A 14,553-nucleotide genomic window follows, 5' to 3' on the forward strand; every position below is an offset into this window, starting at 1 on the left:
TAATGATCGGCGAAAGCAGGACACTCATCTGTTGAAAGCTGGTATCAGCATTCCGATGGCTCGAAATTATTCTGTTCTTGTTGAGTACCAGTACACGGGTAATCGCGAAAACATCCCCCTGTTCCAGTATAGTCAGCATCAATTCCAACTCGGATGGCAGTATCAGTTTGGAAAATGAGATTGGCTTGGTTACTTGGGCAAGAAAATAAGCGTTTTGGCGGCAGCGGGTGTTCTGTGCAGGGTCGCCTCATGAATACTATTGTCGTGAATAGTTGGCGAAACTGGCTACCGGCTATTAGTCGATAACGGGTTAAACCAGTCTTTTTCCCGATGAAACAAAGCTAATTATGAAGTCACATATCCTGATTACTGGCGATGGCGGGTTCGTGGGTAGGCGCGCGCTAGCTTACTGGTCCAAGGCGACGGGCTTGTCATCAGTCGCGGGAGGTGTCGATATCCGTAATAAGGCGGCGTTACGGGAGTGTTTCGCCAACGATCTGCCAGATACAGTGCTGCACTTGGCGGCGCTCAGCTTTGTACCGGATTCGTTCAAGGACCCTGAAACTACCTTTGAGGTTAATTTTCTCGGCACGTTACGCCTGTTTGAGGTCTTGGCCGAGTGCGGATTCAAGGGGCGCCTGCTGTACGTCAGCTCTGGCGACGCTTATGGCATGGTGCCGACGGCGTCTTTGCCGATTCGCGAAACGTTGCCTTTGCGTCCGCGTAACCCTTACGCTGTGAGCAAAGCTGCAGCCGAGGCACTGTGTTTTCAGTGGAGTCAGACGGGTCCCTTCGAAGTGATCGTGGCGCGCCCCTTTAATCACATTGGCCCGGGACAGGCTCCCAGCTTTGCGATCTCTGACTTTGCTCGCCAGATCGCCGAAATTGCCGCTGGCCGACGACCCGCTGTGCTGAATGTGGGAAATGTCGACGTCACACGCGATTTCACAGATGTGGCAGACGTGCTGCGCGCTTACGAATTGTTGCTGTCGCGTGGCCATAACGGCGAGATTTACAACGTTTGTTCAGGCGTTGAACGTTCGCTGCGCGCACTGCTTGAGCGGTTACTTGAGTTGTCGGATGTGCGGGCCGAAATAGTTGTTGACTCAGTGCGCTTCAGGCCATCCGATCAGCCTCGTGTGTGGGGTAGTTACGAAAAGCTGTCGCAGCATACTGGCTGGCATCCAGAAATACCGCTCGATGATACATTGTTGAGTATTTATCGTTATTGGGAGAGTGAAATTGGCAAGTAAGTGTGCATTGATTACCGGTATCACCGGCCAGGATGGAGCCTATCTGGCTAAGCTGTTGCTTGATAAGGGCTATCAGGTTTTCGGTCTGCATGCACGGCGTGCCACCGATACGCTTTGGCGCTTGCGTTACCTTGGTATCGAGGGACAGGTGAATTTGCTCGATGGTGATCTTATTGATCTTTCCTCGCTGATCCGCGCCATGGAAAAATCCGCCGCCGACGAGGTGTATAACCTGGGCGCGCAGAGTTTTGTCGCGACATCGTGGGAGCAACCGCTGCTGACTGCCAACGTCACCGGCATGGGCGCCTTGAACATGCTTGAGGCGATCCGCATCGTCAACCGCCAGGCGCGGTTTTATCAGGCTTCGACCAGCGAAATGTTCGGCCTGATTCAGGAGACCGTGCAAAGCGAAACAACCCCCTTCTATCCGCGCAGCCCCTACGGGGTGGCCAAGCTGTTCGCCCACTGGATGACGGTCAATTACCGCGAAAGCTTTGGCCTGCATGCTTCTTCCGGCTTTTTGTTCAACCACGAATCCCCATTGCGCGGCATCGAGTTCGTCACGCGCAAGGTGACCGACGCCGTGGCGCGCATCAAGCTGGGTAAACAAAAAGAGTTGCGGCTCGGCAATATCGACGCCCGGCGCGACTGGGGGTTTGCCGGCGATTATGTGGAGGCGATGTGGCTGATGCTGCAGCAGGATGCGCCCGACGATTATGTTATCGCCACCGGCAAAACCACGACGGTGCGCGAGATGTGCCGCATCGCTTTTGAGCACGTGGGACTGAATTTCGCGGATCATGTGGTGATCGACCCGAAATTCTACCGTCCCGCCGAAGTCGAGGTGCTGCTGGGCAACCCGGCCAAGGCAAAGGCCAAGCTCGGCTGGGTGGCCAAGACTGATCTGGAAACACTGATTACCCTGATGCTTGAAGCTGACATACACCGCGTCGGCCGCGAATAACTTCCTTGGTCGACAAGGCTGCCCCCGCGCCATGAGTACAGATGCCTCGTCAGCCCCGGCCGAGCCAGCGGACACCACGCAAAATGACGCGGCGGCGCGGCAGACGATCACGGTTAATCTGCAGAACATCCCGCTGCTCTCCGGCATTGACGCGGCAACGCTGTCGCAGGTGGCGGCCGCCTTGCAGTTGCGCTCGGTGGAACGCGGGCACCGCGTGCTGAATAAAGGCAGCAGCGGCGACCATTTGCTGTTCCTGCTTGCGGGGCGCTTGCAGGTGGTGGATGTGACCGAGGATGGGCGCGAGATCGGCCTGAATTTTCTGACCGCCGGCGACTATTTTGGCGAGTTGTCGATCATCGACGGCTTGCCGCGCCTGGCCTCGGTGGTGGCCTGCGATGCTTCGCTGCTGGCTTTTCTCCCGCGCACCCAGGCGTTGGCGCTGCTGTATAACAATCCGCTGGTGGCGGAGCGTCTGCTCAAGCGGATGGCGGCGACCGTGCGCACCGCCGCCAATTACCGGATGATCCTCGGCATTCCGAATGCTTTCCAGAGGATCTTTGCCCTGCTGAACCAGTTTGCCAAAGTTGCTCCCGGCGGCCTGGTGGTGATCGAGAAAATGCCGACCCAGCAGGAAATCTCGATCATGGTGAATACCAGCCGGGAGACGGTTTCGCGCGCAATCCACATTCTGATACAGAAAGGCGTGGTGGAAAAGGACATGCGCCGCCTGATCGTGCGCCAGCCGGAAGCGCTACGCAAGGCGATAAGCAACGTGGCGGAGCCGACTGAATAGATGAAGATTCTCGTTAACGGCACCCCTCTCCTGGCTCCCCTGACTGGCATCGGGCAATACATTCGCCACCTGTTCACCGCCATGGGCGAACTGCCAGATGCCCAGTTGCATGTTTGCCGCGGGCTGCGCTGCGAGCCTGGCATACGCCTGCCATCGCGGGCCGCGGTGCGCTCGATGCAGGGCGCGTATGGCCTGGCGCGTCGCCTGCTGCCCAATCCGCGCGCGGTGAAGAGCCTGATCGAGGCGGCGGCCTTCCGTTATCACGCGCGGCGGTTGCCAGTCGATTGCCTTTATCATGAGCCAAATTTCCTGCCGCAACCTTTTGACGGGCCGACGGTAGTCACGGTATGCGATCTTTCCTGTTTCGACCATCCGGGTTCTCACCCCGTTGAGCGGGTGCGTATTCTGGAGCGCGACCTGCCCGGGGCCTTGCAACGCGCCGACCACATCATCGTCATTTCCGCAGCGTCTGGTCAAGCACTGCGCCGCTGGTTCGATGTCGATTTGGCCCGCATTACCACAACCTATTTGGCCGCCGATCCGCGCTTTCGGCCGCGTGGCGCGGCAATGCTTATCCCTGCACTAGCCCCTCTCGGCCTGACCCCGGGTGGCTATGTCCTCTGCGTCGGCACCCTGGAACCCCGCAAGAACCTGACCACTCTGTTTGCCGCCTACGCCGGCTTGCCAACCGCCTTGCGCCAGCGCTACCCGTTAATAGTCGCCGGAATGAGTGGCTGGAACACCGGAGATCTGATGAAATCAGCCAGGGAATTGATCGGACGCGGCGAACTGCGCCTGCTCGGCTATGTAGCCGATGAATTGATGCCGTCTCTATATGCCGGCGCCGCCGCCTTTGCTTACCCTTCGCGCTACGAAGGCTTCGGCTTGCCGGCTCTGGAAGCGATGGCCTCCGGTGTGCCGGTGATCACCGGCAACCTGACTGCCTTGCCTGAAGTGGTGGGCGACGTCGGCATCATGGTTGACCCGGATGATGTGGACGGGATGGGCGAGGGCCTGCGCCAACTGCTGGAGGATCGGGACTATGCCGACAATCTGGTCCGTCTGGGCCTGGCCCGCGCCCAGACTTTCAGCTGGAATCGCTGCGCACGGGAGACCTTTGCCGTGTATGAGAAAGTGATGCGGCAACGGGGCTATCCGTAGTGGAAAAACAACGCGTCCTGCACCTCTATCGCACCTATTTCCCGGAAACCCAGGGCGGCCTGCAGGAGTCCATCCGCCAACTGTGCCTGGCGACCGCGCCGCTGGGTGTTGATAACACGATTTTCGCCCTGGCCCGCCAGCCCGAACCGCATGACATGATTTTGCCCGAGGGGCGGTTGGTGCGCGCGCGCTCATGGCTGGAGATTGCTTCTTGCGACTTCGGCGCGTGGGCGGCGTTGCGCCGCTGTCGCGCGGCTGCCAACCAGTGCGACATTATCCAGATCCATTATCCATGGCCATTTGCCGACATGCTGTTGCCTTTCATCCGCCAGCGCAATCAGCCGGTCGTGGTGACTTATGTGTCGGACATCGTTCGCCAGCAGGGCCTGGGCCTGCTTTACGCGCCGTTGCGCCGTTATCTGCTGGGTGCGGCGACCCGGATCGTCGCCTCATCGCCAAACTACATTGCGAGCAGCGAGATATTGCGGGCGTATCAGGACAAGCTCGCCTGCATTCCGCATTGTCTGGCAGACACCCCGCCTCCGGCGCCTGATCTATGCGCGCATTGGGAAGCGCAGCTCGGGCGGGATTTTTTCCTGTTCGTGGGCGTGCTTCGCTACTACAAGGGCCTCAATTTTCTGCTCGCCGCCGCCAGCCAGGTCAAGACGCCGATTGTCATTGTGGGCGAAGGTCCGGAGGGGGACCGTCTGCGGCAAAGGGTGCAAGACCTCGGACTTCTTCATGTGCATTTTCTCGGCGCGTTGCCCGATGCTGACAAGATCGCCCTCTTTTCCTTGTGCCGTGGCGTGGTTTTTCCCTCGCACCTGCGCTCGGAGGCCTTCGGCATCACTCTGCTGGAAGGCGCGCGTGCCGGCAAGCCGCTGATTTGTTGTGATATCGGCACGGGCACCACCTGGATCAACGTGCATGGCGAAACGGGTCTGGCGGTTCCGCCGGCTGATCCGGGCGCACTCGCGCAGGCAATGAACAGGCTGGCCACCGATCCGGCGCTTTGCGACCGGCTGGGCCGGGGCGCTTATGCGCGCTGGCGGGAACATTTCTCGCCGCCCGCAGTAGGCGCGGCTTATCGTCAGCTTTACGACGAGCTGGTTCCCGGCGGCTTGGGGTAGAGGCAAGTTCATGAGGATAACGCCGGGGGGTGCCCTGACAACGCTCGATGCCGCAACATGGGGAGTCCGCAGTGGCATTGCATTTCTGGCCTGTGCGTTCGCCTTGTTCATGGAGTGGCAACGCCCCGAGTTCGTCACTCGTCTCGACGAGGGATTGCGTGACGCTTATGTTCGGCTTGCCGCCAATCCACTACCGGAGGAACGCCTGGTCGTTGTCGACATTGATGAGGCGTCGCTACGCGAGTTCGGCCCGTGGCCGTGGCCGCGCCAGCAGGTGGCGGACCTGGCGGAAATTTTGCTTGGCGCTTACGGCGCACGCGCCGTTGCCTTGGATATCGTCTTTCCCGAGCCGGGCGATGCCGCTGGCGATACCCGACTGGCGGCTCTGGCTCTGCACGCGCCCTTGGCGCTGGCCCAGGTTTTCGACTTTACGCCGCGTAAACCGCCCATTCGCCAAGGTACGCTAACGGGCGGTGCGGCTCGGCTTGGGGAGCAGCGCAGCGTTGCCGCCCAGGGTTACATTGCTAACCATGCAGGGCTGGCGGATGCGCGCTGCGTCGGCAACATCGGCTACCTGCCCGATGCCGACGGCGTGTTGCGACGCACCCCGGCGCAGGTTCGCCACGGCGATATGGATTATCCGTCCCTGGCGGGCGCATTGCTCGCCTGTTCCGGCAATGACGCGGCCGTTGCTTCCCTTGCAGCAGCAGCCGACGCCGCCGGTTTGTGGCGGGTGCCATTTACACGCACCCAATCCGCCTACACGGTTATCCCCGCCGCCGCTATTTTGCGGGAAGACTTGCCGCGCGCGATGATCGCCGGACGTTATGTGTTGGTCGGGTCGTCGTCGCTCGGGCTGGGCGACCGGGTCAGCACGCCGCTCGCGCCTCTGAGTGTCGGCGTCATGGTCCATGCGGCCAGCCTTTCCGGGGCGCTCGATCTCGCGGAAGGGCGTTTGCAAGCGCCGTGGCCGGGGCGTCAGTGGTTACTGTCGTGGTGCGTGTTGAGCGTCATGCTGGCGGTCATCTGGATTGCCTTTTTGCCAGCATGGGGTAGCGTGTTGCTGCTCCTGTCTCTGGCCTTCGTCTGGCTGACGGCGGCGTTTGCCGGTTTCGCGCGGCAGGCGGAGTGGTCGGCGACAGCCCCGCTCTGGGCCTACCTCTGGCTGCTTCTGGCCGCAATTCCGCACGAGTGGTGGCGCGCGCAACACCAAACCCGACGACTGCTCGCTTCGTTTTCTCACTATGTCGCGCAGCCAGTACTTGACGAAATCGTGCGGCGTGGTCTGACGCATAGCCTGGAACCGACGCTGTGTGAAGTAACAGTGCTGATCGCTGACATGGAAAACTACACGCGAACGACCTCATCGCTCTCGCTGGAGGATGCGGCGACGCTGACCAAGGAGTTTCTCGGTTGCCTGACGCGTCCCGTTCTGACCGGGCGCGGCACACTCGACAAATACAGCGGTGACGGGTTGGTCGCCTTTTGGGGCGCGCCGCTACCCTGCCCCGACCAGGCTGATCGCGCTGTCAGCGGGGCGCTGGGCATTCTGGCCGAGGTCGATACGCTCAACGCCAACCGCCAACGCTCGGGAGACGCGCCAATCCGCGTGCGCATCGGCATTGAGAGCGGACTTGCGCTCGTCGGGGATCTGGGCACGCCCTTCCGCAGCACCTACACCGCAGTGGGCGACTGCATCAATTTCGCATCAAGACTAGAATCTGCTGCCCGCGACCTGCCGACCCAGCTCGTCATCGGACCGGCAGCGAACAGTCGTCTGGTGCTACATAAGACCACCTCGCTCGGACAAATCACGCTGCGCGGAACACAAACGACCATCGAAGTATTTACCGTACGGCCCGACTAGCCTGCGGAGGTTTTACGTCAGCGAGTTCATGTATCACACACTAAACGTATTAGCAAGTGACGAATGTCACATTATTTATTGTTCATCCCGATAGTTTGCGTATAATCCGCAGCGGCCAGACACGTCGAAATCAATCACAAGATCACAATGAAAAACAAGTTTTCATCCCGCTCGGAAGTCACCGCCGCTATCTGGGAGCTTCGCCGCCCCTTTTTCATGGTGGGCGGGTTCAGCTTCTTCATTAACATGATGATGCTGGCCCCGGCTATTTACATGCTGCAGATCTACGATCGCGTGCTGATGAGCCGCAGCGAGACGACCTTGCTGATGCTCACGGTGTTGGTGCTTGGCGTATATGCCTTGATGTCCGGTTTGGAGTGGGTGCGTTCCCGCACCCTGGTCAGCGTGGGCTCGCGCTTTGACGCGGCATTGAACCCGCGGGTGTTTTCCGCCGCTTTCGAAACCAACCTGCGCAGCCCGGGCGCCAACGCGGGGCAGGCGCTGACCGACCTGACCAACGTCCGCCAGTTCATCACGGGCAACGGCTTGTTCGCTTTTTTCGATGCGCCGTGGTTCCCCATCTATCTGGCGGTCATTTTCATGCTGCATCCGGTGGTCGGCTGGTTTTCGCTGGGCGGCGCCCTGATCTTGATCTTTCTCACCCTGATCAACGAGTTGGCGACCAAGGGGCCGCTGTCCCAGGCCAACCAGGCGGCGATTGCTTCAAACAACTATATCACCAACAACTTGCGCAATGCCGAGGTGATTCAGGCGATGGGCATGCTCGACAGCCTGCGGCAGCGCTGGTACAAGCGTTATGAATTGCTGCTGGCGACTCAGGCGGTGGCCAGCGACCGCGCCGGACTGATCAGCGCTGTCACCAAATTTTTTCGGCTCGGTTTGCAGTCCCTGATTCTCGGTATCGGCGGCTGGCTGGTGCTCAAGGGCGAAATGACGCCGGGCGGCATGATCGCCGGTTCCATTTTGATGGGGCGCGCCCTGGCGCCGGTTGAGCTCTTGATCGGCACCTGGAAGAACCTGATCTCTTCACGCGGGGCTTTCGAGCGTCTGGAAAAGATGCTGCAACAATTCCCCGCGCGGCAAGCAAGCATGTCGCTGCCGGCGCCGGAGGGGCGCCTGTCAGTCGAGGGCGTGGTGGCCTCGGCGCCCGGGTCGAATCTCGCCATTCTCAAGGGCGTGACGTTTGCGCTGACGCCGGGAGAGGCGCTGGCCATCATTGGTCCCAGCGCGGCGGGCAAGTCAACGCTGGCGCGCCTCTTGGTCGGCGTCTGGCCCGCGGTGTCGGGCAAGGTGCGGCTCGACGGCGCGGATGTCTTTGCCTGGGACAAGCTGGAACTTGGCCCGCATATCGGCTATCTGCCGCAGGATGTTGAATTGTTCGAGGGGACGATTGCCGAGAACATTGCGCGGTTTGGCGAGCTTGATCATGAAAAGGTGATTCTCGCGGCGCGGCAGGCGGGGGTGCATGACATGATTTTGCATTTTCCGCAGGGTTACGATACGCCGATCGGCGTTTCCGGCGGGTTCCTCTCGGGCGGGCAGCGGCAGCGCATCGCCCTGGCGCGGGCGCTCTACGGACACCCGGCCCTGATCGTTCTCGACGAACCCAACGCCAGTCTCGACGATGCCGGAGAAGCGGCCCTGCTGGAAGCGATTCGTTCGCTCAAGGCGGCGGGCTGCACGGTGGTGCTGATCACGCATCGAACCAGCATCATTTCGGCGGTCGACAAAATATTGTTGTTGCGCGAGGGGCAGGTCGCCGCTTTCGGTCCCCGCGACGATGTGCTCACAGCCCTTGCCAACGCGACACGACCAGCAGTTCCAGCAGTTGCCACAGCACCGCAAGCTGCTTGATCGCCGCAGGCCACATGATCTCGACTCATTCACACTAACCGACTGCCCCTTCATCCATGTTACCCAATCTGATCGAGCGCGCCCGCCGCGCCTTGCCTGACGGCGCGCCCATTGAAGACGCCGAGCTGATTCAGGTTTCCAGAAATATGACGGATTCCCGCATGCCGGCGCGCGCCGGCGGCATCATCCTGCTGCTTGGTCTTGTCGGCTTCCTGATTTGGGCGCTGGTGGCGCCGCTCGACGAGGGGGTGCCCGCTCCCGGCACCTTTACCGTCGCCTCGCAACGCAAGACGGTGCAACACTTGACTGGCGGGATCGTCAGCGCAATTCATGTCAAGGAGGCGCAGCGGGTGAAGGCAGGCGAGCCCTTGATCAGTCTGGACGACACGCTGACCAAGGCGAATTTCGACGCCGCCAAGCAGCAGTTTTATTCGCTGCAGGCACAGGCGGACCGCCTTGCGGCCGAGTCTCGCGGGGCGGCTAAACTTGATTTTTCTCCCGAGCTGCTCGCCACCCGGCAAGACCCCGTCACCGCCAGTTACATGAGCGCGCAACAGCAACTGTTTGCCACCCGCCGCGCCGCCTTGCAAGGGGAGCTGGCCATTCTGGCCCAGTCGGAGCGCGGCGCACAGGAACAGGTCAAGGGGTTGGAGGCGCAACTGCAGGGCAAGCGCGAGCAGTTGCGGTTTGTTGCCGAACAGCTTGTCGGCACCCGCGAATTGGCCCGGGAAGGCTATCTGCCGCGCAACCGCTGGTTTGACGAGGAGCGGCTGGCCGCGGATTTGCTCGGGGCGACGAACGAATTGCAGTCGACGATTTTGCGCGCCCAGAGTCTGCGCCTGGAAGCGGCGCAGCGGCTGGCGCAGCGCCAGCGTGACTTTCAAAAGGAGGTCGAAAGCCAGTACGCCGAAGTCAAGCGCGAGGCGCTGGTCGCGGCGAACCGCTTGCGCGCGACTACGGAGGAGCTTGAGCGCGCTGTCGTGCGCGCCCCCGTCGATGGGGCGGTGGTGGGCCTGGCTGTCCATTCGATTGGCGGCGTCATTCCTCCCGGCGGCCGCCTGCTGGACGTGATTCCGCAGGACGAGGCGCTGGTGCTTGAGGTGCAGGTCGCCTCCCACCTGATCGACCGCATTCACGCCGGACTGCCCGCCAAGGTGCAACTGCATGCCTTTGCCAACGACCCTGGCTTGATCCTGGAGGCGAAGGTTAATTCCGTCTCGGCCGATTTGTTGCCGAGCAACCACCCCAATATCCCGCCCTATTACCTCTCGCGCGTCAGCATCACCCCTGAAGGCATGCGGGTGCTGGGATCGCGCAACATCCAGCCCGGCATGCCGGCCGAGGTGCTGGTCATCACCGGCGAAAGAACGCTCATGCAGTATCTGCTCAAGCCCCTGACCATGCGCATGGCCAGGTCGCTGAAGGAATCCTGATGCGCGGCGCGCTGTCAGTCCTGGCCGTCCTGCTCGGCACATTGTCGCTGTCGTCGGCACGCGCGGTGGAGCTCGATGCCGCCTATCAGTCCGCCTTGATCCACGATGCCGATCTTCAGGCAGCCGGTTTCGCGCGCCTGGAGGCTCAAGAAGGCATCGACGTGGCGCGCTCCGGCCTGCTCCCGCAGCTTGCCTACAATCAACAGCGCAACCGGGCCAATACCATCAACGAACTCCTCGCCACCGGCAGGACAACGGATAGCGGCGACTATGTCACCTCATCGTCTGCCTTGACGTTGCGTCAGCCGCTTTACCGCAAGTCGGCTTGGGCCGGATTCGAGTCGGCGCAAGCTCAAGCGGCGGCGGCTGACGCCAACTACCGGAGGGAAGATCAAAATCTTGGCCTGCGCGTCACTGCCACCTATCTGGATGTTCTGCTGGCGCGATCAAGTCTGGCGCTGGCGAATGCCGAAACCGCCGCCGTGGAGTCTCAACTGCTGCTGGCGGAAAAGGCTTTCAAGGCTGGCGTGGGAACACGCACCGATATCGACGACGCGCGTGCCCGGCGCGACCTGTCGCGCGCGCGCCTGACCGAGGCAACGCTGCGCCTTGACCAGACCGCGCGCGACTTTCGCACCGTGACAAACATCGATGGAACCCTGCTTCCCGCGGTCAATCCCGCAGCGCTAGCCGTGCGTGGCATGGCCCTGACCGGCCTGGCCGAGTGGCTGGCGCGCATCGAGGAGACGAATCCCGACTTGCAGTCCCTGAGGAAGCAGCTTGAGGCCGCCAGGGCTGATGTCGAGCGCGCCAAGGGAGGGCACTATCCGAACGTCGATTTGGTGGTTGCGCGCCAGGAAGGCCGCAGTGAAACGAACACCACGATCGGCACCGGATACAAAACAGATTACATCGGGGTGCAACTGACGGTGCCCATTTTCAGTGGATTTGGCGTCGTGGCCCAGGTGCGGCAAAACGTGGCCCGCATGGAGCGCATTGGGCAATCGCTTGAGTCATCCCGGCGCAAAGTGCTCGCCGAGGCCGAGCGCCTGTTCATGTCCGTGGCGCATGGCATCGAAAAGGTCGAGGCGCTTTTACAGGCCATCCAGTCGGGCGAGCAGGCCTTGATTTCGTCGCAAAAGGGGGTTCAGGCCGGAACCCGCACGCGCGTCGATGTGCTTGAGGCCGAGCGCCGCCTTTACGAGACCCGGCGCGAGCAGGCTTTCGCCGTCTTCGAGCTGGCGAGCAATCGCATGAAGTTTCTGGCCTTGGCCAACGCCATCGACGGCGAATCCATCAAGTACACCAGCGGCTGGCTGGCTGCCGGCAAACTCTGACGTCTGGATTAAAACACCAGCCCCTTCGCCCGGACTACATGGGAATTGACACGCCCAAAAGTCGGCGCTGGCGGGACGGCGATGTTTCTGGCGACTCAGTGCGGGTTGCTCTTTTTCGGCGCAGCCTGCAACCGGGCGCGGTCGCCGAGTCCGGAGGCATCCGCCGTCTTGTTCTCGGCGTCAATCAGTACCGCCTGGATACTCTGGTGGAATTCGCTTTCAGGTGGCAAAAGCTTCAAAAGGCGGCGCCAGAAATGTGCAGCCAGCGCCAATTCCTGCCGCTGATAGGCGGCCAGCCCGGCGAGTTCAAGCGCCTTTTCATCCTCGAAATTCAGTTCAAGGGCTTCATTGACCAGTTCCAGCGGACGACCTTCCAGATTGCCGCTGGCCAGCGCCAAGGCTTCGGCGTATTGGGACAAATAACGCGCTTCCTTTGGCGCCAGTTTCACAGCCTTTGCCAACGCCGCTTCCGCTTCGCCAATCCGCTCCAGGACGATGTATGACTGGCCGAGCACATGCCAGCCTTCGGCGTCTTCCGGGTTGGTCTTCAAGCTGGCCTCCAGTGCCGCCAGCATGGCATCGACGTCACGCTTGCCGTGGGCTTGCGAAAGCTGCTGGGCTTCGATGATGGCCGGAGCGCCCAGATACAGATACAGGCCGAGCGCCAAGGCAGGAGCAGCCGCCAGCAGTCCAACCATGGGCCAGCGGCGACGCTGTATTGCCGACTCGGTCGCTGCCGTGGCGCCGGTTGTACCAGTTGCACCAGTGGTGCGATAAAGCGGCAAAATAAGAGAGGCCAGCGCCACCAGGGTTAACCCGGCGGCCATCAGCCAGAATACTGTTGTCATTAGAGGGTTCTCCGGTAACGGCGATCAATGGCGGCAAGCAGCGCACCGAGCGCCATAAGCAGCGCTCCCGCCCAAAGCCAGCCGACAAATGGCTTGTGGTAGAGCTTCACGCTCCAGGCCTTGCCTGGCAGCGGTTCGCCGAGCGCGACGTAGATGTCGCCGGTGAAGCCGTAGTGAATGGCCGACTCGGTCATGGTCAGCTTGGAGATGTGGTAGATGCGTTTCTCCGGTTCGAGGACGGTGATGGCAGCGTCGCCTCGGCTGACGGCCAGGTTGCCGCGCATGGCCGAGAAGTTCGGCCCCGGCACTTCCGTGGCGCCCTTGAAGGTGAAGGTATAGCCGGCCAGCGTGGCCGTGTCACCAGGCTTCATGGCGACGCTCTGCTCGGTTTCGTAGGCGGAGACCAGCCCGATGCCGACAACACCGACCGCCATGCCTAAGTGGGCCAGCGTCATGCCGAGAAACGCCAGGGACAGGCTGGTTCCGCCACGGCGGCGCTCGATCATCCCGGCTAGCGTGGCCAGCGCAATCCATGAGGCGAGGCCCAGCCCCAGCGCGGCCTGCCATTTAAACTCGCCGACCGCCAAGGGCAGGGAGATTGCCAGCACCACGCTGGCGAGCATGATCCACTTCACCCGCTGCAGCAATTCCGGCAGCTTGGTTTCGCCCCAACGGATAAAGGCACCGGCACCCATCAGCAACAACACCGGCGCCATGAGGGGGACGAATACCGCATTGAAATAAGGCGGGCCGACGGAGACCTTGCCCAGGCCCAGCGCATCGAGAATCAGCGGATAAAGGGTGCCCAGCAATACCGTGGCAGTGGCAATCACCAGTAATACATTGCTCGTCAGCACTGCGCTCTCGCGGGAGATTGGTGCAAAACTGTTGCCGCGAGAAACTCGTGGCGCGCGGAGCGCAAACAACAACAAGGAGCCACCGATCACCGCAACCAGAAAAACGAGAATGAACACGCCGCGCGTCGGATCCAGGGCAAAGGCATGGACGGAGGCCAGGATGCCGGAGCGCACCAGAAAGGTGCCCAGCAGTGAAAGCGAGAAGGCGGCAATGGCCAGAAAAACTGTCCAGGCACGGAAGCAGCCCCGCTTATCCGTGACAGCCAGCGAATGGAGCAAAGCCGTGCCGACCAGCCAAGGCATCAGTGAGGAGTTCTCGGCGGGATCCCAGAACCACCAGCCGCCCCAGCCGAGTTCATAATAAGCCCACCACGATCCGACCATGATCCCGAGCGTGAGAAAGAGCCACGCAGCAAGCGTCCAGGGCCGCGCCCAACGCGCCCAGGCGTCGTCAAGTCGGCCGGACAACAAGGCCGCCAGCGCGAAGGCGAAGGCCACCGCAAAGCCCGCATAACCCAGGTAAAGCAGGGGCGGATGAAGAATCATGCCGGGGTCCTGCAACAGCGGGTTGAGGTCCATCCCCTCGGCAGGCGGCGGGTCCAGCCGCAGGAAGGGGTTGGAGGTGAACAGGATGAAGGTCAGGAAACCGCTGCTCACCAGTCCCATGACACCAATGACGCGCGCCGTGACCTCCGCCGGCAGGTTGCGGCTGAAGAAGCTGACGGCAACGGTCCAGCACGCCAGGATCAGCGCCCACAACAGGATCGACCCTTCGTGCGACCCCCAGGAGGCGGTGATGCGATAGAGCGTCGGCAGGCGACGCGACGAGTGCTCGGCGACGTTGAGCACAGAGAAATCACGGGCGTAGAACGCCCAGACCAACGCGCCAAAACCGATGGCGACGAACAGCAACTGGCCACGCGCCGCGCCCTTGCCCATGGCCATCCAGCCGGGATCAGCGCGCGCCGCGCCGGCTAGGGTGAAAAAGCCCTGGGCGAGCGCCAGCAGCAGGGCGAGAATAATGGCCACTTGGCC

The 14,553-nt window shown here is 61.7% G+C and carries 11 protein-coding genes; 9 read left to right on the forward strand and 2 right to left on the reverse strand.

Going from position 1 to position 14,553, the window contains the following annotated elements:
- Positions 1-347 precede the first annotated feature (347 nt).
- The 9 genes from Q8L89_07215 to Q8L89_07255 all read left to right on the forward strand — a co-directional run bounded on the left by Q8L89_07215 (position 348) and on the right by Q8L89_07255 (position 11,813).
- Positions 348-1,253: a GDP-mannose 4,6-dehydratase gene (locus tag Q8L89_07215; protein MDP1708834.1), complete on the forward strand. Its 906-nt coding sequence runs from the start codon at positions 348-350 to the stop codon at positions 1,251-1,253.
- Positions 1,243-2,217: a GDP-mannose 4,6-dehydratase gene (gene gmd / locus Q8L89_07220; GenBank protein ID MDP1708835.1), complete on the forward strand. Its 975-nt coding sequence runs from the start codon at positions 1,243-1,245 to the stop codon at positions 2,215-2,217. Before Q8L89_07215 ends, gmd begins: the two co-directional genes overlap by 11 nt.
- Positions 2,183-3,010, forward strand: a complete 828-nt coding sequence (locus Q8L89_07225; protein ID MDP1708836.1) for a Crp/Fnr family transcriptional regulator — start codon at positions 2,183-2,185, stop codon at positions 3,008-3,010. Before gmd ends, Q8L89_07225 begins: the two co-directional genes overlap by 35 nt.
- Entirely contained in the window at positions 3,011-4,171 is a 1,161-nt protein-coding gene (locus tag Q8L89_07230; protein ID MDP1708837.1) for a glycosyltransferase family 1 protein, read from the forward strand. It abuts the gene before it with no gap.
- Positions 4,171-5,301 carry a glycosyltransferase gene (locus Q8L89_07235; GenBank protein ID MDP1708838.1) on the forward strand — a complete coding sequence of 377 codons (1,131 nt, stop codon included), beginning with the start codon at positions 4,171-4,173 and terminating at the stop codon, positions 5,299-5,301. Before Q8L89_07230 ends, Q8L89_07235 begins: the two co-directional genes overlap by 1 nt.
- A gap of 10 nt (positions 5,302-5,311) precedes the next feature.
- Complete coding sequence (locus tag Q8L89_07240; GenBank protein ID MDP1708839.1) at positions 5,312-7,168, forward strand: adenylate/guanylate cyclase domain-containing protein; 1,857 nt, start codon at positions 5,312-5,314, stop codon at positions 7,166-7,168.
- A 147-nt stretch (positions 7,169-7,315) separates the two neighbouring features.
- A complete protein-coding gene (locus Q8L89_07245) occupies positions 7,316-9,043 on the forward strand; it encodes a type I secretion system permease/ATPase (GenBank protein MDP1708840.1) in 1,728 nt (575 codons plus the stop codon).
- Between the two features lie 56 nt (positions 9,044-9,099).
- Positions 9,100-10,476: an HlyD family type I secretion periplasmic adaptor subunit gene (locus Q8L89_07250; GenBank protein MDP1708841.1), complete on the forward strand. Its 1,377-nt coding sequence runs from the start codon at positions 9,100-9,102 to the stop codon at positions 10,474-10,476.
- A complete protein-coding gene (locus tag Q8L89_07255) occupies positions 10,476-11,813 on the forward strand; it encodes a TolC family outer membrane protein (GenBank protein MDP1708842.1) in 1,338 nt (445 codons plus the stop codon). Before Q8L89_07250 ends, Q8L89_07255 begins: the two co-directional genes overlap by 1 nt.
- Positions 11,814-11,908: 95 nt before the next feature.
- On the opposite strand, the gene Q8L89_07260 is transcribed toward Q8L89_07255, so the two are convergent.
- Positions 11,909-12,661 carry a hypothetical protein gene (locus tag Q8L89_07260; GenBank protein ID MDP1708843.1) on the reverse strand — a complete coding sequence of 251 codons (753 nt, stop codon included), beginning with the start codon at positions 12,659-12,661 and terminating at the stop codon, positions 11,909-11,911.
- A complete protein-coding gene (locus Q8L89_07265; protein MDP1708844.1) occupies positions 12,661-14,547 on the reverse strand; it encodes a heme lyase CcmF/NrfE family subunit in 1,887 nt (628 codons plus the stop codon). Before Q8L89_07265 ends, Q8L89_07260 begins: the two co-directional genes overlap by 1 nt.
- Positions 14,548-14,553 lie beyond the last annotated feature (6 nt).

This window comes from Gammaproteobacteria bacterium (assembly GCA_030680605.1).
Classification (GTDB): Bacteria; Pseudomonadota; Gammaproteobacteria; order SURF-13; family SURF-13; genus JAQBXX01.